This is a genomic window from Solwaraspora sp. WMMB335 (assembly GCF_049179075.1).
Classification (GTDB): Bacteria; Actinomycetota; Actinomycetes; order Mycobacteriales; family Micromonosporaceae; genus Micromonospora_E.
Map to the genome: position 1 here is coordinate 5,420,820 of NZ_JBMHMF010000001.1, position 21,414 is coordinate 5,442,233.

The 21,414-nt window shown below is 70.8% G+C and carries 17 protein-coding genes; 4 read left to right on the forward strand and 13 right to left on the reverse strand.

What is annotated here, in order from left to right:
* Positions 1 to 93: 93 nt before the first annotated feature.
* Entirely contained in the window at positions 94 to 1,548 is a 1,455-nt protein-coding gene (locus ACN27F_RS23650) for an Nramp family divalent metal transporter (RefSeq protein WP_421437003.1), read from the reverse strand.
* 199 nt (positions 1,549 to 1,747) lie between these two features.
* Between ACN27F_RS23650 and ACN27F_RS23655 the strand changes: the two genes are divergently transcribed.
* Both ACN27F_RS23655 and ACN27F_RS23660 read left to right on the forward strand, forming a co-directional pair.
* Complete coding sequence (locus ACN27F_RS23655; protein WP_421437006.1) at positions 1,748 to 3,004, forward strand: hypothetical protein; 1,257 nt, start codon at positions 1,748 to 1,750, stop codon at positions 3,002 to 3,004.
* 61 nt (positions 3,005 to 3,065) lie between these two features.
* Entirely contained in the window at positions 3,066 to 3,395 is a 330-nt protein-coding gene (locus tag ACN27F_RS23660; RefSeq protein WP_421437007.1) for a hypothetical protein, read from the forward strand.
* Between the two features lie 39 nt (positions 3,396 to 3,434).
* On the opposite strand, the gene ACN27F_RS23665 is transcribed toward ACN27F_RS23660, so the two are convergent.
* On the reverse strand, positions 3,435 to 4,088 hold the full coding sequence (locus tag ACN27F_RS23665; protein WP_421437009.1) for a DsbA family oxidoreductase: 654 nt from the start codon (positions 4,086 to 4,088) through the stop codon (positions 3,435 to 3,437).
* Positions 4,089 to 4,175: 87 nt separating this feature from the next.
* Positions 4,176 to 7,895, reverse strand: coding sequence for an RICIN domain-containing protein (locus ACN27F_RS23670; protein WP_421437012.1), 3,720 nt, complete (start codon positions 7,893 to 7,895; stop codon positions 4,176 to 4,178).
* A 164-nt stretch (positions 7,896 to 8,059) separates the two neighbouring features.
* Here ACN27F_RS23670 and ACN27F_RS23675 point away from each other — a divergent pair, with 164 nt between their 5' ends.
* Positions 8,060 to 8,284 carry a hypothetical protein gene (locus tag ACN27F_RS23675; RefSeq protein ID WP_421437014.1) on the forward strand — a complete coding sequence of 75 codons (225 nt, stop codon included), beginning with the start codon at positions 8,060 to 8,062 and terminating at the stop codon, positions 8,282 to 8,284.
* Between the two features lie 46 nt (positions 8,285 to 8,330).
* Here the strand turns inward: ACN27F_RS23675 and ACN27F_RS23680 are convergent, their stop codons facing one another.
* The 10 genes from ACN27F_RS23680 to ACN27F_RS23725 all read right to left on the reverse strand — a co-directional run bounded on the left by ACN27F_RS23680 (position 8,331) and on the right by ACN27F_RS23725 (position 20,580).
* Positions 8,331 to 9,695 carry a NarK family nitrate/nitrite MFS transporter gene (locus tag ACN27F_RS23680; RefSeq protein WP_421437017.1) on the reverse strand — a complete coding sequence of 455 codons (1,365 nt, stop codon included), beginning with the start codon at positions 9,693 to 9,695 and terminating at the stop codon, positions 8,331 to 8,333.
* A 128-nt stretch (positions 9,696 to 9,823) separates the two neighbouring features.
* Positions 9,824 to 10,171 (reverse strand): Rieske (2Fe-2S) protein, encoded by a 348-nt coding sequence (locus ACN27F_RS23685; RefSeq protein ID WP_421437018.1) that lies wholly within the window; start codon positions 10,169 to 10,171, stop codon positions 9,824 to 9,826.
* Positions 10,168 to 12,681, reverse strand: a complete 2,514-nt coding sequence (gene nirB, locus ACN27F_RS23690) for a nitrite reductase large subunit NirB (protein WP_421437020.1) — start codon at positions 12,679 to 12,681, stop codon at positions 10,168 to 10,170. Before nirB ends, ACN27F_RS23685 begins: the two co-directional genes overlap by 4 nt.
* A 1-nt stretch (position 12,682) precedes the next feature.
* Positions 12,683 to 13,030, reverse strand: coding sequence for a molybdopterin oxidoreductase (locus ACN27F_RS23695; protein WP_421437022.1), 348 nt, complete (start codon positions 13,028 to 13,030; stop codon positions 12,683 to 12,685).
* Between the two features lie 14 nt (positions 13,031 to 13,044).
* Positions 13,045 to 15,174 (reverse strand): molybdopterin oxidoreductase family protein, encoded by a 2,130-nt coding sequence (locus ACN27F_RS23700; RefSeq protein WP_421437024.1) that lies wholly within the window; start codon positions 15,172 to 15,174, stop codon positions 13,045 to 13,047.
* A 122-nt stretch (positions 15,175 to 15,296) separates the two neighbouring features.
* The gene (locus tag ACN27F_RS23705) at positions 15,297 to 15,788 is read right to left on the reverse strand and encodes a hypothetical protein (RefSeq protein WP_421437027.1); all 492 of its coding nucleotides are present in this window, start codon (positions 15,786 to 15,788) and stop codon (positions 15,297 to 15,299) included.
* Positions 15,789 to 15,828: 40 nt separating this feature from the next.
* Positions 15,829 to 17,052 (reverse strand): ABC transporter permease, encoded by a 1,224-nt coding sequence (locus tag ACN27F_RS23710; RefSeq protein WP_421437030.1) that lies wholly within the window; start codon positions 17,050 to 17,052, stop codon positions 15,829 to 15,831.
* Positions 17,040 to 17,861 (reverse strand): ABC transporter ATP-binding protein, encoded by an 822-nt coding sequence (locus tag ACN27F_RS23715; protein ID WP_421440413.1) that lies wholly within the window; start codon positions 17,859 to 17,861, stop codon positions 17,040 to 17,042. Before ACN27F_RS23715 ends, ACN27F_RS23710 begins: the two co-directional genes overlap by 13 nt.
* A 14-nt stretch (positions 17,862 to 17,875) precedes the next feature.
* Positions 17,876 to 19,105 carry an efflux RND transporter periplasmic adaptor subunit gene (locus tag ACN27F_RS23720; RefSeq protein WP_421437033.1) on the reverse strand — a complete coding sequence of 410 codons (1,230 nt, stop codon included), beginning with the start codon at positions 19,103 to 19,105 and terminating at the stop codon, positions 17,876 to 17,878.
* Positions 19,106 to 19,182: 77 nt separating this feature from the next.
* The gene (locus ACN27F_RS23725; protein WP_421437036.1) at positions 19,183 to 20,580 is read right to left on the reverse strand and encodes an efflux RND transporter periplasmic adaptor subunit; all 1,398 of its coding nucleotides are present in this window, start codon (positions 20,578 to 20,580) and stop codon (positions 19,183 to 19,185) included.
* Positions 20,581 to 20,828: 248 nt separating this feature from the next.
* Between ACN27F_RS23725 and ACN27F_RS23730 the strand changes: the two genes are divergently transcribed.
* Positions 20,829 to 21,404 carry a hypothetical protein gene (locus tag ACN27F_RS23730; protein WP_421437038.1) on the forward strand — a complete coding sequence of 192 codons (576 nt, stop codon included), beginning with the start codon at positions 20,829 to 20,831 and terminating at the stop codon, positions 21,402 to 21,404.
* Positions 21,405 to 21,414 lie beyond the last annotated feature (10 nt).

Genomic DNA, 21,414 nt, shown 5'->3' on the forward strand with positions numbered 1-21,414 from the left:
CGCGGCCCCTGATCGTGTGTCGGTCGGCATCGTCTGCCGGTCGGCCTGTTCACACTGCCGGTCGGCCTGTTCACACTGCCGGTCGGCGTCGCATCAGCCGACGATCTGCTGCCACAGGTAGTAGCCGGCGAACCCGGTGAAGAAGGCCACCGCCGTGACGACCAGGGCGGTCGCGATCGGTCCGGCGCGCAGCGCCGGTGGGACCGTGCGCCGGTTGAGCCACAGCACCAGCGCCGCGACCAGCGGGATGTGCACGGCTTCGATGGAACCGGCCAGGGTCAGCAGGGTGACCGGGTCCCCGGAGATCAGGAACACGGCGAACGGCAGCGCGGCCAACCATCCGACCACCGCGCTGCGGCCGATGACCACCGGGCGGGTCCACCGCCGGTCCACCAGCCGCGCCGGCAGCAGCCGCCGTACGCCGTCGGTGTAGAGCCGCTGCCAGCCGTCGATGTTCGTCAGGGTGGCCGTCCAGAAGGCCGACACCAGGCCGACCACCATCAGCCAGAACCCGACGCTGCCGAACACCTCGCTGAACAGCCGGGTGAGGTCCCGGGCGACGTCCGCCTCGGCGGGCACGACTCCCTCCGGGCGTAGCAGTTCCGCGCCGAGCACCAGGAACGCGACGGTGATGACGGCGACACCGACCACGGCGAACGTCGAGTCGAGTGTCATCGTGCGCAGCCAGCCACGTACCTGGGCGATCTGGCCGCCGTCGAGATCGCGAGGGTCGGGGCGTTCGTCCGCCGGCGCGCCGGCCATGCCGACCCCCTTGGCGGTGATCCAGTACGAGTACCACATCAGCCCGGCCGCGCCGTTGGACAGGAAGCCGAGCCATGGCAGGATCTCCGCCACCACGAGATCGTCCGGCGGCACCGGCACGAACCCGGCGGCGGCTTCACCGAGGTCCGGCCCGACCTGGATGGCGGCGACGACCGCACCGACCGCCAGGCCGATGCCGAGAATCCGGGACACCCATTCCACGCCGGCGTAGTGTCCGAACAACACCAGCCCGGCGGCTGCCGCGATCACCACGCCGGTCCAGAGCTGGATCGGCCCGGGTACGGCGATCGCGACGGCGCTGCCGGCGGCACTGGCGATGCCGGCGATCGCGGCGATTCCGACCACCAGTTGCGGCAACAGGATCACCCAGATGGCCCAGCCGCGCGGGCCAGGTAGCCCGGCCAGCCCGGTGAGCAACCGCCGGCCGGTGACGACGCTGTAGCGCCCGATCTCGCGGGTCACGAACAGCTTGAGCGCGAGCACCGCTACCAGCGCCCACATCAGCGTGTAGCCGTACTGTGCACCGACCCGTGGGGTGAACAGGAGCTCTCCGGTGGCCAGGGCGGCGAGGGCCCACAGGATGCCCGGTCCGATGTAGCGGAACCGGCGCCAGCCGGTGGGCGGATGCGGCACCACCGACTGGTGGTGTGGCGTTTCCGCACCCGCTGGCGCGGCCCCGGCCTCAGCCTTAACCTTAGTCTCGGCCTCGGTCTCGTCCTTCGCCTTCGCCTCGTCATCGGCGTCGGTTTCGGTCACGTGACTCATGCGACGTCTCCTCCAGGGGGTCGGCCAGTTGGCCGGTACGTTGCATGGGCCCGTACCCAGGGTCTGGAAGATTCACGCGGGATCGGTGCCCCGGCGCAGGTCTGTTACCGCGTTGACCCACTGTCGTAGTGTGACGTACATAACCATCGTCGGTTTTCGATCATGTTCTCGGTGATCTGGCTGTCGGTTAGGGGTCTACGTGTCGACACCGGAGCAGTATTCGCGGCGCTCGTTCCTCAGCGGCGTCCTGGCCACCGGGACGTTCTCCGCCATCGCCCTCTACGCGGCCCCGCGAGGTCGGTCCACACCAGCGGTCGAGTTGCGACTCACCAGCGGCACGGACAGCACCGGTGCCCGTGACCTGATCATCACCATGTGGAATCAGACCAATCCCGACATCACCGTTCGCGTCGATGAGATCTCTCTCGGCTCTGGCGACGAGCGCCAGATCATGCTGGAACAGGCGGTACGCGGCGAAGCGGATCTGCTCAACCTCGACGTCATCGACGTGCCGGAGTTCGCCGACCGGGAGCTGATCAGCCCGATCGCGCTGGACGGCGGCCGGCAGCTCATCGGGCCGCTCGACTGGATGAACCGGGTTTCCATCGACGATCCGCGCTACTGGGCGGTCCCGTTCAACACCGACGTCGGCATGCTCTTCGTCCGCACCGGCGACGACGACCGGCCAGCCTCGCGCTCGCTGTCCGAGCTGATGGCCACTATTCCGGACGGTTCGCAGCAGTTCGTCGGCCAGCTCCGGCCCAGTGTGTCGGCGTACCACGAAGCCTTCGTGGTCAACGTTCTGGAACATGCCGCATCCTCGCGGCCTGGCGTGCTGAAGGTGCCCGATCCATCCGTCCCTGGTGTGGCCGCCGACCTTATCTCCCAGGACATCGAACTCTGGCGGTCCGCGCTCACTCCGCTCAAGGAAGCTGTCGAGGCGCAACGGGTGCTGGTGTCGGGCAGCGAAGCGGAATCCCGTGACCTGTTCATTCAACCGGACTCGCCCTGCCGCTACATGCGCAACTGGCCGGTGAAGTACCGCGAACTGCAGCAGCTCGAAAATCCGGACGTGCGCACCGGACGGATTCAGGTGGCCGTCATGGACGCCGGCGTTCTCGGCGGCCAGAGTCTGGCCGTGGTAGCCGACTCACCGCACGTCCCGCAGGCCCGCGCCTTCATCGCCTTCGCGAGCAGCGAAGTGGTGCAGAAGATCCTTGCCACGCACGGGTTGGCGCCTACCGCGATCGGTGCCTACAGCGACGACAACCTCAAGGCGTCGATCCCGCACCTCAACGGCGTGCGGGAAGCGGTGGAGAACGCGTTGCCCCGGCCGGCTCATCCCAACTACCGCCGGTTCTCCGCGGTGGTCAAGGACCACGTCGAGCGGTTCCTGCACCGCGACGAGCAACTCGCGCCGCACTTCATCGACGAGATGATGGAAGCCCTGGCGTGACCGACGACGCGAACAGCCCGGCGAGAGTGCCGCCGACCCACGTCCAGCGGAGGTGAGTGTCATGCAGATCCAACCCTGGCAGATCCCGCTGCTGGTGATGGCCGGCATCATCGTGGCCGAGGCACTGGCGGTGCCGGTGCTACGCAGATGGGCCGGTACGGTACTCAAGCGGACGCTCCGTACCGCCTCGCTCGGCCTGGTCGCGGCGATACTGCTGGTGGTACTGGTGGTGGCCGCCATCGGCCCGTCGCTGGCCGACCAGCTGGCGAGCGTGGCCGCCGCGATCGCCGGCATCGCCGCGTCGTGGTTGACCTACCGGTCGCATCGGGCCCCCGGGCCATCGGCCGCTGACCGGGCCGACGCGGTCGCTGGGCAGAAGGCACCACGGTAGTCCGGCCACCGTTCCGGCACCCTTCCACGACCCCGCCGGTCAGGCACCGGCTGCGGCGTGCGCGGCGCGTAGCGCGGCCACGAAGGCGTCGACCGGTTGCGCTCCCGAGATCCGCCACCGGTCGTCGATGACGAAGAACGGGACGCCGGTGGCGCCGAGCCGGTGAGCCGCCCGGGCGTCGGCCGCGACGTCTGCGGCGTACCCGTCGCCGTCCAGCACCCGCCGCACCGCGTCGACGTCCAGACCGACCTCGGCGGCGAGCCGGATCAGGGTCGGCGCGTCGTCGAGCACCTCGCCGTCGACCAGGTGGGCCCGTAACAACCGTTCGTGCAGCTGTCCGCCGAGACCATGCCCAGCGGCCAGCTGGTTGAGCCGGTGTGCGTCGAGCGTGTTCACCGCGATCGCCCGGTCCAGGGCGTACGTCAGCCCTTCGGCGGCGGCCAGTTCGCTCACCTGACGGGTCATCGCCCGCACCTGCGCCGGCGGTACGCCGTACTTGCCGGCCAGCATGTCGTGCACCGGCTGGCGCTTGCCCGCCGGATGCCCGGGGTCGAGCTGGAAGCTGTGCCAGCGTACGTCGACCCGGTCGGCGTACCCGGTCTGGCGCAGCGCGGCCTCCAACCGGCGTTTGCCGATGTAGCACCACGGGCAGATCACGTCCGACCAGACGTCGACGCGTAGGGCAGCGGCCATCGTCCCTCCTTCGGCACCCGCGCCGGCGGGGTGGTCCGGTCCGGACCACCCCGCCGACACCACGTGCGTACGATCAGCGGGCCTTGCTCAGCTGGCAGCCTCCCACAACCAGGTCTGGATCAACTGCGAGTCCCCCCGCTCGACCGTCAACTGGTTGCCGACACCATGATCGGACAGGTAGAGATCGGTCGGCACGCCGGCCACCACCGTCCGGTTGGTTAGGGCGAATGACAGCGATTCGTCGATCTGACACCAGAGGTAGCCGTCGGTGTTGCCCCGGAAGTGGTGCAGCGCGACCGGTGCGCCAGCGGTGGACGCCCCGGTCGGCGCGGCGCTGAGGTAGCCGCCGGCGTTGGCCAGGTAGTAGCAGTTGGCGCCCTCGGTCTGGCCGGCCGGGATGAGACTGAACCGCTGGTTGTCCCCGTCGTTCTCGGGATGCAGGATCGCTGGCGTGCCGGCCGCGTTACCGCCGCCGGAGATGTCGACCACCAGGTCGGTGGCCTGCTGCGGCGGGAAGTGGTTGATCTCGCGGGAGTCCTCCATCGACGCCTCGGTCTGGAAGAACCAGCGTTGTTCGGCCGAGCCGTTCCAGTCCCGCCCGGCCAGCCGGTGCGCGCCGGGCAACGCGGTCAGCAGCTGCTGGGTGACCATGTTGCGTAACGTCCACGTTCCGTCGCCCTGGTAGTCGGGCCGCCAGAGCTGATCCGCCGCCTCGTTGGGCCACTGCACCACCGGCGCGTCCGCCACCCCGCTCTCCTGGCCCAGGAAGTCGCCGGTGAGCAGGTTGACCAGCCGGTAGTAGGACGGGAACTCCGCGCTCGGATCCAGCCACCACCGTTGCTGGAAACCCGAATGGAACGGTACGTCGAGAATCTCGTTGCCACTGCCGAAGCGGTCGATGTCGGCGACGTTGGTGGTGCCGGCGTTGCGCAGCACCGCGTTGCCGGGTGGGGTCGGCTGCGCCACCAGCGGCGGCGGCTCGGCCGCGGCTTCCAGGACCAGCCGGAACCGGGCCGGCAGATGGTCCGACAGCAGGATCTGCGACAGGGTCTCGGAGCCGGTGACCCGGGGTACGTTGCCGGTGTCCGGCACCACCGCGTAGTCGAGGTACCGCTGCGGATCCTGGGTCGGGTGGGTCGGCGTCGGCGGAGCGTGCACCCGGAACTGTCCGGCCGGCAGCGCGTTGGCCAGGTTGTCCGGATCGCGGTTGAAGTCGCCCATCGCGACCCAGTCCAGTGGCTGGTTGCCCGGCCCGGCGACGAGCATCCGCTGCCGGATCGCGCCGAGCAGCCCCGGCATGTCGTTGCCGTTGCCGGAGAAGCCGTGCACCGTGAAGAAGACCGTGCCACCGACGTTGACTCCCAGCGCCGGCCGCCCGCCCAGCGGCGAGGCGACCACGAAGATCCCGTCCGCGGGCACCTGGGTCCGGGTGGCGACGGCCAGGTTGACCCGGCCCGGTCCGTTCGCCGAGGTGTCGGTGTGCAGCCAGTAGAGGTAACCCTGCGGGCGGCGATCCGTCCCGCCGTGGCGGTACTCCCGCACCGGCGGGAACGTCCCGTCGGCCCGTTGGAAGTCGACCTGCGGGTGGTCGGTCGGCGGCCCGCCGCTCGGTGGCGGCGCACCGGCCTCCTGCAAGGCGATCACCGAGGTGCTGCCGCTCACGGCCAGCGGCAGGACTCCGTTGGCGTACTTGTTCTCGTACTCGCCGGCCTGGCCGGTCCAGCCGCCGGACGTGCCCGCGCCCTGCATGTTCCAGGTGGCAGCCTGGCGGACCTCCTCGTCCCGGGGTTCGAGCTGCCCGACGTCGCTCAGGAACAGCGACGGGTGCCGGTATCCGGTGGTGGCGACGACACCCCGCCCGCCGGTGTAGTCGAGGGTCTCCCGATCCGACCAGTCGGGGATCACCGATCCGGCCGCGCTCAGGTGGCGGAACCGGCGCGGGTGGGCCGGGTCGGAGCCGAACTGGTAGATGGTGTCGGCCGGGTCGGCGCTGCCGGTCACCGAGTACGGCTCGTACGTCACGTACGGTCCGCCAGGGGTGAGCTGTTTGGACAGGTCGTTGTGGTAGAAGACGTTCTGCGGCCCGGCCGATCCGGACCACTTGATCGCTTTCGGGCCGGCCGCCCACCAGATCGGATACCAAGTGCCCTCGTCGACCTGGCCGCCCTCGCCACCGCAGTTGGCGGTGCAGCTGCCCGAGCTGTGCTCGTACGGCACCCGTACGGTGTTGGCTTCGAACAGGTTGTACCGTTCCCAGCCGCCGTGCAGGTTCAGGTCGGAGTCGAGATCGTTGCGGAACACCACGTTGCCGCTGGCCGACCACTGGAAGGTGAAGTGCCGCAGGTTGCGGCTGGTGTTGTACGCGTACAGCGAGTCCCAGACCCGGCTGCCGCGCAGGTAGCCGTTGCCGCCCTTGCCCTTGTTCCACGCGCCGTCGAAGGTGTTGTCCTCGATCTGCAGGTTGCGGGCGACCTCGGTGACCACCGGGTGGGATCCGGTCATGGTGCCGGCCAGGCCGCGGACCCAGCTGTTGGCCGCCCACTTGAACAGCACCCCGTTCATGGCGTACTCGGGGGCGAGGTTGCCGTAGTTGTGCACCGCGTCGGCCGGATCGAGAGCGTACGTGCCGCCGCCGAGTCGGGGCAGCCCGGTCATCTCCTGGGTGAAGGCGAAGTTCTCCAGCCCGACGCCCTCGACCGCGGTCAGCGGGGTGACCTTGCTGGCGAACGGTGTCTCGGTCAGCAGCGGCGGTGAGCCGTCGGAGACCGAGTCGACCGGCAGGTCGTACTCCAGCGGCCGGTCCAGGGTGATCGTCTTGACGGATGAATCCACCCGGGTCACCCGGAACATCTGCTGTCGCATGTGGAGGTTTTCCATCATGCTGGCGTGTTCGGCGTAGGTGACGCCCTGCTGCTCGTAGAAGTTGATGCTGTTGGCGGCGCCGACCCAGACGTACCCGCCGGGAGAGAACTTGTTCATGTTGGTGTTGCCGGCGAGGTGGACGACGGTCTGCCCGGCGCGGGCCGAGAATCCCGGGTCGTCGGCCCGGCCGGCCAGCTTCTGCCCGGAGACCCAGTGCTGGTTGACCGATCCCTCGAACAGGTCCTTGCGGTTGGCCGGCGCTGCCTGCCACTCGTCCTGGTAGCGGCTGGCGACGTCGCGGGTCTGCACCTTGAACAGCGCCCGGCCCGGCCAGATCCAGCCGCCCTTGCCGACGTCGTTGCCGCTGCCGTAGCTCATTCCGTTCGGCTCCCAGCGGCTGCCGTCGCTGCTGAGCGTGTCGTAACGGGTGTCGGTGTCCGGCCGGAACACCACCCGGGTGCCGCCGGCGCCGGCGCCCTGACCGCGCAGCACCAGGAAGTTGGCGTCGACGTAGATCTGCCGGGACACGTCGATCCGCCCGGCCGGCAGGCTGATCAGTGACAGTCGGCGGAAGTTGGCCGACGGCGAGCAGACGTCGCGGACGTGATCGATGGCGGCCTGCAGGCCGGCGCTGTCGTCGGTGCTGTCGTCGGCGACCACGCCGAACTCGCCGGCCAGCCGGGACGCGTCGATCCGGCAGGCGGCGTCGCCGTTGATCAGGTCGTCGGTGGGCAGCGGCTGACCACCCTGGTAGCCGGCCCGCGACCAGTCGGGTAGCGCGTCGAGCGGACCCAGCCGGTTGGCCGCGCTCAGGTCGGGTCGGCTGGTGGCGGCGGCCTGATCCGGGCCGCTGGCGGCCCTGGCCGCGGGTGCCGGAGTCCAGACCGCCGTGGAGACGGCCGCCGCGAGGGCGACAACGAACAGTGAATGGTGATGATTGGTCACCTGCCCAGGGTTACCGGGCGGCGTCGGGCCGCGCATACGTCTCCGTACGTATTTCGCCGATCGTCGATGCGTGCGGTTCTGGCCGTGGTAACGCCGACGAAAACAGCGACCGGGAGGCCGAGGCCAGCCTGAAGTACATCGACCCCAGCTACACGATCCGTGGGGTGCCTGCCAATCCGTACGACAGCGTCTACTGTATCCGGCTGGCGCACGCTGCGGTGCACGCGGCGATGGCCGGGCGTACCGAACTGGTGGTGGGCCGGTGGCGTGGCCGGTTCGTCCACGTCCCGATGCCGTTGGTGACGAGCATCCGCAACCAGGTCGACCCGCACGGCGACCTGTGGTCGTCGGTGCTGGAAGCCACCGGCCAGCCACCTGCCTTCAGTTGACCGTCGGCGCCGCTCGGGTGACCGGCGACGCGCTGGTCGCGTCCGTTCAGACGCCGGCCTGCGCCATCCGCGAGCCGCGCCGCAGGTAGGCGAACCAGGTGACGGCCAGCATCACCAGGAACAGCGCGACGTAGAAGCGCAGCGCCGGCTGGATGTTGCCGTACGTCGACTTGGCCCAGGCGTAGCAGATCGGCACCAAGAACCCGCCGAACGCGCCGACCGAGGAGATGATGCCGAGCGCGCCGGCTGCTTCCCGGCGCATCCGCAGCATGGTCTCCGGCGTACCGCCTTGGTCCTCGCCCTTGACCCGGAAGATCTTCGAGATCATCCGGTACGTCGACCCGTTGCCGATGCCGGTGGCGACGAACAAGACCATGAAGCTGACGAAGAAGACGCCCAGGTCCTGCCGCTGCACCGCCCACAGCGCGGCGTAGGCACCGGCCGCGAGCACGACGAAGCTGGCCGCGGTCACCCGGGCGCCACCGATGCGGTCGGAGAGGCGACCACCCAACGGCCGGCTGACCGAGCCGATCCCGGCGCCGAGAAACGCCCAGCCGAGCGCGATGTCCGCCCGGTCGAACACCGCGGTGAGCAGGGTAGGGAACGCCGCCGAGTAGCCGATGAACGACCCGAACGTGCCGATGTAGAGCAGCGACATGGTCCACGTGTCGGAGTGCCGTAGCGACGACCAGACCGGCTCGACGTCAGCTTTGGCCTCGGCCAGGTTGTCCATGTAGAGATAGGCGCAGACCGCCGCGACGACCGCCAGCGGGATGTACATCAGGCCCGCTCTGGACAGTGCCAACCCGCCACCGAACACGATCACCTTCGGCACCAGGAACTGCACCACCGCCACCCCGATGTTGCCGCCGGCCGCGTTCAGCCCGAGGGCCCAGCCCTTTTCCCGTTCGGGATAGAAGTACGAGATGTTGGCCATGCTGGATGCGAAGTTCCCGCCGCCGAAACCGGCGGTGGCGGCGATCAACAACAGCGGTACGTAGCCGATTCCCGGATGGTTGACCGCCCAGGCCAGGCCGGCGCTCGGGATTATCAGCAGAAGCGCAGAGACGACCGTCCAGTTCCGGCCGCCGAAGATCGGCACCGCGAAGGTGTACGGCAGCCGTAGGAAGGCGCCGACACCGCTGGGCACGGCGGTCAGCCATAACGCCTGGCTGACGCTGAGCTCCCAGCCCACGGTGCCGAGCCGGACCACGACGATGCTCCACAGCAGCCATACCGAAAAGCCGATGTGCTCGGCGAAAATGGAGAAGATGAGATTGCGCCGGGCTATCGGTCGGCCGACGGTCTGCCAGAACCGGTGGTCCTCCGGCTCCCAGTGTGCGATCCAGTGCTTCCGGTTCTCTTGAAGTCGGCTGTCGATGGTCTCCGTAACGGCTGTCTCGTTGGCCATCAGGGGTGTCTCCTTAGCCATCGGTTCGTAGGAAATCAGGTTATGAACCGAATGTTTCTTGGCATGGAAAACGTCGATGTCGATGCGTGGTCGGGGTCCGCACCGGTTGACCGCCGGCGTTGTGAGATCTATCCGTCGGCCGCCGGCGCCGACACCCACACGATGCCCTCCGGATCTTGGCGCACTGGGTAGGTCCGCAGCGGCGGCTGGCCGCTGCGCGAGCAACCGGTGGCCAACTCGAATGTGTGCTGGTGCAGTGGGCACACCACCACCTCGGCGTCGATGATCCCGTCGGCCAGCGGGCCACCGGCGTGCGGGCAGACCGCCGAGATCGCGCGCAGCGCCCCGCCGGTCAGCCGGAACACCGCGACCATCCGGGCACCGACCGGGTAGGCCCGCCCCTCGCCGGGCGGAATGTCGTCCGCCGGGCCGATCCGGTACTCCACCAGCTGCTCGCCGGCTGCGGCCGTGGTCACGGCCGTTCGCCGTTGCTCGCCGGCTCCGTACGGATCGGCACCGCCGGCAGTTGTACCAGCGGCAACGCGGTACGGAACTGACCCGGGGTTGCCTGGTCGTCGCGTTCCCGCCACGGATCCCGGTACCCGGCCACCGACGCCGCCATCCGTTCGTCCAGCCCTGCGCCGAGCCCGTCGGCATCGTCGACGATCAGTTCGCGCAGCCGGTCGATGCCGATCCGGGGCACGAACGCGTAGCTGCGTTCCAGCCAGTTCGCGTTCTCCCGGTAGTACTGCAGGAACCGGCCGGTCAGCGTCATCACCTCGTCCGGCGTGTCCACGGTGGCCAGCAGGTCGCCCTTGCGGACGTGGGCGCCGGCCGCACCGCCGACGTAGATCTCCCACCGGCCGCCGTCGATCGCGACCACGCCGAGATCCTTGACGTACGCCTCGGCGCAGTTGCGTGGGCAGCCGGTGACCGCGAGTTTCATCTTGCCCGGCGCCTCCAGCCCCTGGAACCGTTCCTCGATGGCGATGCCGAGTGCGGTCGAGTCACCCATCCCGAACCGGCAGAAGTCGCTGCCGACACAGGTCTTCACGGTCCGGAAACTCTTGCCGTAGGCGTATCCGGAAGGCATGTCCAGGTCGGCCCACACCTTCGGCAGGTCCTCCTTGCGGATACCCAGCAGATCGATGCGCTGCCCGCCGGTCAGCTTGACCAGCGGCACCCGGTACTTGTCGGCCACGTCGGCGATGCGCCGCAACTGCTCCGACGTGGTGCAGCCGCCCTTCATCTGCGGCACCACCGAGAAGGTGCCGTCCCGCTGGATGTTGGCGTGCACCCGGTCGTTGATGAACCGGGCGCCGCGCTCGTCGACGTACTCGTCGCCCCACATCATCCGCAGCAGCGACACCAGCCCCATCTTGCTCCTGGCGTCCTCGCGCCCGTCGGCGAGCGCGTCGAACACCGCCGACACGCTGCGCAGGCCACGGGCGCGGATCTCGGCTATCAGGGTCGGCTTGTCCAGCGGCACCCCGGGCACGTACCAGTCGGCGCTCGGGTCGGCCGCCACCTCGCCGCCAGCGGCCCACTCGACGATCTGGCCGACCAGGCTCCTGCACGAGCCGCAGCCCTTGCCGGCGCGGGTCGCGTCCATCACTCCGGCGACCGTGCGTACCCCACCGGCCACGGTGGCGACCAACGCACCCTTGCTGACCCCGTTGCAGTTGCACACCTGCGCGTCGTCGGCGAGCTCGGCGGCGGACACCTCGGCCGGCGGCCCGCCGAGGTCGAACAGCAGCCGGACCCGCTCCTGCGGCAGCGGCGACCCACGGTCGAACGCCTGCATCAGGAAGCCGACCTTGCTCACGTCCCCGACCAGCGTGGCGCCGATCAGCCGGTCGTCACGGACCACCACGCTCTTGTAGACCCCGCGCCGGGGTTCGGCGAAGACCACGAACTCGTCGTCGTCGCGTTCCGGCGCGGTCACCCCCATCGCGGCCACGTCGACCCCGGCGACCTTCAGCTTGGTGGCGGCCCGCGAACCGTGGTAGGCGGCCGTCGGATCGGTGCCGGTCAGGTGCCCGGCGAGCACCTTCGCCTGCTCCCACAGCGGGGCGACCAGGCCGTACGTCTGACCACGGTGCTGCACGCACTCGCCGACCGCGTAGATGTCCGGCTCGTCGAGCACCCGCAGTTGGTCGTCGACGACGATCGCCCGCTCCACTGGCAGCCCGCTGACCTGCGCCAGCGTGGTGTTCGGCCGGATCCCGGCGGCGATCACCACCATGTCGGCGGCGACGACGCGCCCGTCGGCGAGGCGGACCCCTTCGACGGTGTCCCTGCCGAGGATCCGCTCGCTGCGGGCCTGGGTGACCACGTCGATGCCGAGCCGTTCGACGCTGCGCCGCAGGATGTCCCCACCGGTGGCGTCGAGCTGTGCGTTCATCAGGTGCCCGGCGGCGTGCAGCAGGGTCACCGACACGCCGTACTGCTGCAGGCCCCGGGCGGCCTCCAGGCCGAGCAGGCCGCCGCCGATCACCACCGCCCGCTCGTGGTCGCGGGCGTAGCGGATCATCGCCCGGGTGTCGTCCAGCGTCCGGAACGTGAACACTCCCTGGTGGAAGCCACGGCGCGGGTGGTGGGCGCCGTCGATCGGTGGCACGAACGGCACGCTCCCGGTGGCGATGACCAGTTTGTCGTACGGGGTGGTGGTGCCGTCGGCGGCCTGGACCACCCGGGCGAACCGGTCGATCCGGGTGACCTCCACCCCGGCCCGCAGGGTGACGCCGTGCTCCTGGTACCAGGCCAGGCTGTTGAGAAAGATGCCGTCCTCTTCCTCGGCGCCGGCGAGCACGTTGGACAGCAGGATCCGGTTGTAGTTGCCGTACGGCTCGGCGCCGAACATCGTGATGTCGTACCGGTCCGGGCCGACCCGGTCGATGATCTCCTCGACGGTACGGGCGCCCGCCATCCCGTTGCCGACCACTACCAGCCGTGGTCGCCGCGCGACCGTGTCAGGTGCCGTCACCTCAGACCTCCACCAGGCCGAGGTCGAGCACTACCGTGCCGCCGGTGCCGGCCGGTGCGGCCAGGTGCAACTCCACCACGGTCCCGGCGGCCAGGTCCTCGACCACCCGTAGCGGCACGTGCATCGCGTCACGGGCACCGATCGGGAAGTAGCGCATCGGGGCGCCGTCGCGGAGCAGCAGTACGTAGATCAGCTCGCCGGAGCTGTTGCCGCCTCGGAAGTAGACGGTCTGTGCGACCAGCCCGTTCGGGACGGTGTAGCGCAAAGCACTGTCCAGCGGTAGGGGAGCGTCCAACCCTTTGCCGTCGAACGCGAACACTCCTTGCAGGAAACGTGGGGTCGACCGCATCGTGGTTCCCTTCATCAGGTGGCTGCCTCGTCCGGCCCGGCGAGGCGGCGCACCGCCACCGCGCAGACCTTGAAGGCCGGCATCCGCGAGTGCCGGTCCAGGGTCGGGTCGGTCAGCGCGTTGGCGCTGGCCGGACCGCCCCAGTGGAACGGCACGAAGACGGTGTCCGGGCGGATGTGCTCGGTCAGGTAGGCCCGGAACACCGCCCGGCCACGGCGGGTGGTCAACTCGACCAGGTCGGCGGTGCCGATGCCGAGCCGGCGGGCCAGGTCGGGGTGTATCTCGGCCTTCGGGTCGGTGGCGCTGCCGCCCAGCGACGGTGCGCGGCGGGTCTGGTTGCCGCTCTGGTACTGGCCCATGATCCGGCCCGTGGTGAGCAGGTACGGGTAGCTGCGGTCCGGCAGCTCGGCCGGGTCGCGGTGCGCCACCCGGAGGAACCGGGCCCGCCCGTCGGCGGTGGCGAACCGCTCGGTGAACAGTCTCGGCGTACCGGGATGGTCGTCGGTCGGGCACGGCCAGAACACCCCGTCCTCGGCCTCGATGCGCCGGTAGCTGATGCCCGCGTAGTCGGCGATGCCACCGGCGCTGGCGCGGCGCAGCTCGTCGAAGACGGTCTGCGGGTCGGCGGAGAAGTACGTGCCCCGGCCGAGCCGGTCGGCGAGCGAGGCCAGCACGCTCAGATCGTCACGTATCCCGTCCGGCGGTGGCAGCACCTGCCGCCGGCGCAGCACCCGGCCCTCCAGGTTGGTCATGGTGCCGTCCTCCTCCGCCCACTGGGCGGTGGGCAGCACCACGTCGGCCACGGCAGCGGTCTCGGACAGGAAGATGTCCGACACGGCGAGGAAGTCCAGCGCCGCGAGCCGGGCGGCGACCCGGTTCCGGTCCGGTGCGGAGACCAGGATGTTGGCGGCGAAGACCAGCATGGTGCGCACCCCGGCGGGGGTGCCGATCCGGTCGATCATCTCGGTGGCGGAGACCCCCGGTCCGGGTAGTTCGTCCGGGTCGACGCCCCACACCGCGGCCACGTGCGCCCGCGCGGCCGGGTCGTCCAGGCGCCGGTAGCCGGGCAGCTGGTCGGCCTTCTGACCGTGCTCGCGTCCGCCCTGCCCGTTGCCCTGCCCGGTGATGGTGCCGTAGCCGCTGGCGGGACGGCCGGGCAGGCCGAGGGCGAGCGCCAGGTTGATGTACGCCTGCGTGGTGTCGGTACCGGTGCTGTGCTGCTCGGCGCCACGGGCGGTGAGGATCATCGCGGTCGGCGCGGTGGCCAGGGCGCGCACCGTGCGCTGCAGCAGTGCCTCGGACACGCCGGTGATCCGTTCCACCCGGTCCGGCCAGTAGCCGGCGACCGCGGTGCGGACCGTGTCGAACCCGGTGGTGCGCTCGCGTACGTACGCCCGGTCGACGTAGCCGGCCCGGATGGCGATGTGCAGCAGCCCGTTGGCCAACGCCAGATCGGTGCCGGGCGCCACCGGCAGGTGGATGCTGGCACCACGGGCGGTCGCCGAGCGGCGGGGGTCGGCGACGATGTGGGTGGCGCCGGCGTCGCGGCCGGCGTCGAAGTACTGCATCGCGGGTGGCATGGTGTCGGCCGGGTTGCCGCCGACGACCAGCACCGCCCGGGCGTCGGCGATGTCGGCCAGCGGGAACGGCAGGCCACGGTCGATGCCGAAGGCCCGGTTGCCGGCGGTGGCCGACGAGGACATGCAGAACCGGCCGTTGTAGTCGATGTGCGGGGTGCGCAGCCCGACCCGGGCGAACTTGCCGAGCTGGTACGCCTTCTCGTTGGTCAGTCCACCGCCACCGAACAGGCCGACACTGGCCGGCCCGTACCGTTGCTGGCTTGCCTGCACCGCGCCGGTGATCCGGTCCAGAGCCTCGTCCCAGCTGGCCGGGCGCAGCGGGCTGCGCCGGTCGGTCGGTTCGGTACGCACCAGCGGGGTGAGCAACCGGTCGGGGTGGTCGAGCAGCTCCGGTGCGCTCCAGCCCTTGGCACACAGTCCGCCCCGGTTGGTAGGGAAGTCGGCCGGCGTGATCATCGGCGGCCGGGGCGGCGCCGGCCGCATCCGTACGCCGCACTGCAAGGAACAGTATGGGCAGTGGGTCGCCACGTTCCCGTCGAGGTCGCGAGCAGCGGGCTCGTCCATCGCCCGATACTCGAAAATCGACGTTGCACTATCGTGTTGGTCGGATCACATCGGTGTTGCCAAGAGCTGTCGATCTTGATTTCGTCGATGTGATCTGCGCAACCGGCACAGGCGGTTTCAGGTCAGTCGCTGGCGACGATCGACTCCGCGCTGACGGTGCCGTCCGCCGCCGTCTCGCCCTCGACGGTCACCGCCGCACCGACCGCCAACCCGTCGAGGCTGGCGGGCACCCGGACCGCCGTATCGTCGTCGGTGCGCACGATCACCACGGTGCCGGCTTCGGTCTCGACGTACACGGTGTCGCCGTCCACCAGCTTGACCACGCCGGTCGCCGCCGATTCTCGACCACCGTCGGCGGCCGGCACCGACTGCTGGCCGCCCGGTGGCTGGAACTGCCCGCCACCCGCCTGGTACTGCCCGCCACCCGCCGCGCGCTGCCCTGGCCTGGCCGTCGCCCCGGCGTCACGCTGGGGCACCGTCACGCCGGCGGCGAACCCGGCGGCGAGCAACAACCCGGCGGCGAGCCACGGGGTGACCCGGTTCGTCCACCGCCGGGGTGCCCCGGCGGCCAACCATCCGTCGTCGTCGCGCACGTCGTCTCCAACAGTCGTCATCGATCAATCGCCTAACTGGACGCCTACTCGCCCCGGCCGCCTACTCGTACCGGAGCGCGTCGATCGGGCGCAGGTTCGCCGCGCGCCGGGCGGGCACACTGCCGAAGAACAGCCCGATCGCCACCGACACACCCAGCGCCAGCACCACCGAGCCCGGAACGATCACCGGCTCGACCCCGACGATGGTGAACCGGGAGCCGAGCACCGCGACCGCCACGCCCACCCCGCCGCCGATCACGCTCAGCAGGGTCGCCTCGACCAGAAACTGGGTCATGATGGTGCCCGGTGGGGCGCCGAGTGCCTTGCGGATGCCGATCTCCCGGGTTCGCTCGGTCACCGTCACCAGCATGATGTTGGTGATTCCGATCCCGCCGACCAGCAGACTGATCGCGGCCACCGCACCGAGCAGCACGGTGAACGTCTCCGCCGTCGACGCCTGGGTCTCCAGCAACTGTGACGCGTTCTGGATCCGGTACGCCTGCGACGAGCCGCCGCCGGCCGCGGTGCCGCCTCCCGACCCGGTGTCGCCGGTGCCGAGCCGGCGATCCAGGATCGCGCTCACCTGCGCCTGTGCGGCGTCGACCCGGTCCGGACCGGTCGCCTCCACCAGCACCGAGTTGATCGCGCCGTAGCCGGTGAGCGCCTGACGTACCGCGGTCAGCGGGGCCACCACCAGGTCGTTGGCGTCCTGCAGCCCGCCGCTGGAGGTCTTCTCGGCCAGCACGCCGACCACGGTGAACAGGGTGCCGTCGACGGTCACCTGGCTGCCCAGCGGATCCGCCCCGGTGAAGAGCTCGTCGACCACGGTCTGGCCGACGAGCGCCACCCGCCGGCCCTGGGCGACGTCGACGTCGGTGAACGCGACGCCCCGGCCGACCGCCGTGTTCGACGCCGCGAGGTAGCTCGGGTAGGTGCCGACGAACTGCCCGACCGAGTGATCGGCATCCGCGTAGGTGACCGTCGCCGAGGTGCTGACCACCGGAGACACCGACCGTACGTCCGGGGCGAGCACCGGATCCTGCAGCGCCTCGGCCACCGCCAGGGTGAGGCCGGCGTCGCCGCCACCGGACGCCGACACGGTGATGGTGTTGGTGCCGAGCGCCTCGATCCGTTCGGCGATCGATCGCGCCGACCCGTTGCCCACCGCGACCAGCAGGATCACCGCGGCCACCCCGATCAGGATGCCCAACGTGGTCAACGCCGAACGCAACTTGTTCGCACCGATCCCGCGCGTCGCGGCACGGACGATCTCTACCGGTCCCACCGGGCGACCTCCCCGTGTCTGCCGCGCTCCCCGTACGGCTGCTCCCCGTACGGCTGCTCCCCGGAGGACTGCTCCCCGTACGGCTGCCGCTCGTCGGAGACGATCCGCCCGTCACGCACCCGGAGCAGCCGACGGGTCCGGGCGGCGACCTCCGACTCGTGGGTGATCAGCAGAATGGTCCGGCCGTCCGCGTTGAGCCGGTCGAAGATCGCCAGCATCTCCTCGGTCGAGGTACTGTCCAGGTTGCCGGTCGGTTCGTCGGCCAGCACCAGGGCCGGCTCGGTGACCAGCGCGCGGGCGACCGCGACCCGCTGCTGCTGCCCGCCGGAAAGCTGGTTCGGCAGGTGCCCGGCCCGGTCGGCCAGCCCGACCAGGTCGAGTGCGGCCAGCGCCCGACGGCGCCGTTGCGCCGGGCGGACCCCGGCGTAGGCCAGGGGCAGTTCCACGTTCGCGACGGCGGTGGTCCGCGGGATCAGGTTGAACGACTGGAAGACGAAGCCGATCCGCCGGTTGCGGACCAGCGCCAGCTGCCCTTCGGTGAGCCGTCCGACGTCGACCCCGTCGAGCAGGTACCGGCCGGCGCTCGGCACGTCCAGACAGCCGAGGATGTTCATCAGCGTCGACTTCCCGGAACCGGACGAGCCCATGACGGAGACGAACTCACCCCGCTCGACCTGTAGCGACACGCCACGCAGGGCCGCTACCGCCGACTCGCCGGTGCCGTACACCTTGGTCACGTCCCGCACGTCCAGGACGGCCGGTGACCCGGTCGACCGTGGCTGCGCCGGGTGGCGCTGGCGCGCCGCCAGGAACCCGGTCGGGCTCACCGCCCGCCTCCGCCCGGTCCGCCGCCGCCCGGCCCGCCGCCGGAGAAGCCGCCGCCCGGTCCGCCACCGCCGGGGAAGCCGCCGCCGCCGGGGAAGCCGCCGTCGGTCTCGCTGTCCGACTCGGTGGGGATGGTGATCACCACCTGCTCGCCCGCGGCGAGCCCGGAGACGATCTCCACCGCGTCGTCGCCCTGCAGGCCGACCTCGACGGTACGGCTCTCCTGCGCGCCGTCGACGAGTACGGTGACGGACTGCTGGGTGCCGGTGCCGGTCAGCGCCGCCGGGCTGATCGCCAGCACGCCCGCCGCCTCGCCGACGACGACGGTGACGGTCACCGTCTGCCCGGGTCGCACCCCGTCCGGCACCGAATCCAGGTCGAGCGTGATCGGATAGCTGACCACGCCGTTGGTGGTGGTCGCGTTCGGATCGACGACGCCGACCGTCGCGGTGGCCTCGGCGTCCGGCAGGGCGTTCCACCGTATGGTCGCCGGCTGCCCGAGCTCCACCTGCGTCGCGTCGGTCTCCGAGATCGAGGCGGTGACCTCCAGTCGGGTCAGGTCGGCGAGGTCCACGAACCCGCTGGCCGACGAGGATCCGGACGACCCGGTTCCGGACGCGGCCGAACCGGTGCCGGCACCGCCGGACGCGGTCCCGCCGCTGGATCCGGTGCCACCGCCGACCGACTCGCCGACCGTGCCGTTGACCGCGACGACCGTGCCGCCCATCGGCGCGACCAGGGTGGCTCCGTCGACGGCCGTCTGCGCCTCGTCGACCGCCAACTCCGCCTGAGCCACCGCGGCCTCGGCGTCGGCCGTCGACCCATTGGCGGCCTCGGCGGTGTCGAGAGCATCCTGTGCGGCGTCGAGGTCGGCCTGTGCGGCGTCGAGTTCCCGCCGGGCCACCGCGTCGTCGACCCGAGCCAGTACGTCACCTTCGGCGACCTGCTGCCCGACGGTCACCAGGATCTCGGTGACCGTGCCGCTGGTGACGAAGTCGGCGACCGCCGTGCGGGCGCTGCGTACCGAGCCGGAGGCGGTGACCGTCGCGGTGACCGTCGTCTGCTGGACCGCCACGGTCGCGGTGCCCGACGAGCCGCCGTCGGCGGCGGCGGTGCCGGGTCCGGCCACCGCGTAGTAGGTCCAGCCGAGCGCACCGAGCACCGCTACGACGAGAACGGAATTGAGGATCAACGGTCGGCGCGGACCGGCGAGGCGACGCACAGGCATGGCGGACAGCTTCTGGTGCCCGCCTCGGTGTGTCCTCGGCGTGTCCTCGATGGAAGCTGTGAATCGACCGGTGGCGGTCACGAACCACTCCCGACCGTGGTATCGGGCGTGCCGAGCACCCGGTCACCGACGACGAGACCGTCGATGACCTCCACGTACTGGTCGCCGCGGACGCCCACGGTCACCACCTGCCGCCGCTGACCTTCGGAGCCGGCCGGTACGACGACGATGTCCTCACCACCACTACCACGGCCGAGCGCGGTGACCGGAATCCGTACCGCGTCGGTCACCTCGTCGACGACGATCCGTACCCCGGCGCTCTGGCCGATCAGCAGGCCGTCCGGCATCTGGTCGAAATCGACGAGTACGCCGAAGCGGACCAGTTGGCCGTCGACGCTGCCCACCGGGTCGACCTGGGTGACCCGGGCGGAGAACTCCGTACCCGGCCGGGCCGGCAGGGTGACGACGGCTGACTGGCCGACCGCCAACCGCGCGGAATCGGCTTCGGGAAAGCTCGCCGTCACCTGCATCTGGGCGACCGCGCCGAGCTCGACGAAGGTGTCGCCGGCGCGCACCGCGCTGCCGATGGCTCCTGCCACGGCTAGCACCTTGCCGTCGATCGGGGCGCTGATCACCGTACCGGTGAGGTCGTCCTCGGCCGACGCCAGCCGCAATGTCGCTGCGGTGACCTGCTGCCGGGCCCGCAGCACCGGGTCACCGCCGGCTCCGCTACCGGTCCCGGCTCCGCCCGAGGACTCATCGTCCGTGCCACCGCAGCCGGTGTCCGCGCCGGATCGCTGTTGCGGGCTGTCCGTAGCCGCGGTGCCGGGACCGGTAGCGGCGGTCGCGGTCGGGGAAGCCGAGCTGGCCGGGCCGGACACGGCGGGTGACGGCGACGGTGACGTCACCGTGCCCGGGGCGGTGCCGGACGGCGTTGGCTCAGTCGGATCAGGGGTGCTCGACGGGGTCGGGTCGGGCTGTGGACCGGCGGTCGGGTCGGCCCCGGTCCAGGCCGTGAGAGCGTTCGTGGCGCAGGTGGTGCCGACGTCGTCGGTCGCGTCGTCGGCTGCCTGCGCCTGTGCCACGCCCAACGCCTGCCGGGCAGCGGCCAACGCCTCCTGCGCCTGCTCGACCGCTGCCACCGCGTCGCTGTCGTCGACCGCGGCGAGTATCTCGCCGGCGGTCACGTCCTGACCGAGCCGTACGTCCAGCCGGGTCACCGTGCCCGCTACCCCGAAGCCGAGCTGGCGGTCCTGGGCCGGTTCGACGGTGCCGGTGGCGGCGACCGCGACGGTGACCGTTCCCTGGTCGACCTGCACGGTGCTCGCGGGTGCCGCATCATCGGCGCTGGTCGGGAGGGCGATCGCGGCGGCGAGGACACCAGCGCCGACAAGTGTCGCGCCCGCTGTCGCGACGGCGAGCCGGCGTCTTGCGGGTCGCCAGCCGGTTGGCGCCCACCACGGGCCGAGTTCCATGAGCGGGCAGTGTTCCGGCAACTGCTCAGGGCCGGCTCAGCGACACCTCGACGTTTCCTGAAAAGACCTGCCGCCAGGCGCGAATACCCAGCCTGGTCACAGCAATCCCTGATGCGGGTCAGAGGTTCCCACGGTCTGCTGGCCCGCGCCGGTGGCGACCGTCGCGGGCTTTGTCGGACAGGGAGGGTACGGCTGTGCTCGCTACGCTCAGGCGTTCGAGGTGGGGCGCTACCGCAGGTGCCTGTCTGTTGTTGCTTGCCGCCTGTGGCGGCTCCGACACGGACTCCGGCTCCGGCGCGGCCGCCGCAGGCGCGATGAGCGCGTACGTCGAATGCCTCCGGGAAAACGGGATCGACGTCGCGGAGGTTCCCGGCCCGGGATCGGGCGGCGACAACGGGCGGTACGGGCCGCGTGGCGGTAACCCCGACGGCATGCCGTCAGGATTTCCTTCCGGGACGCCGTCGGCCCGGCCGTTCGGCATGCCCTCGGGCTTGCCTTCCGGGGCACCGGGTGGCGGCGGGCCGGGCGGCGGCGGGCCGGGCGGCGGGTTCGGTGACATGCTACGGCCCGCTGACGTCGACGACGCGACCTGGGCGGCGGCGCAGGAAGCCTGCCAGTCCGCACTGCCGGCGGGAAGAGGAGCCAGCGCGGCACCCGGTGGTCCCAGCGGGGTCGACGGCACCGAGGCAGAGCGCAGCGCCACCGCTGCCTACCGGAACTGCCTGGCCGAGCGGAACGTCGAGTGGACGGCGGACCTCGACGAATCGGATCCGGCCATCGCCGAGGCGATGGCCGCCTGCGAGCCGTTGCGGCCAGCCGGCTGACTCGACCGAA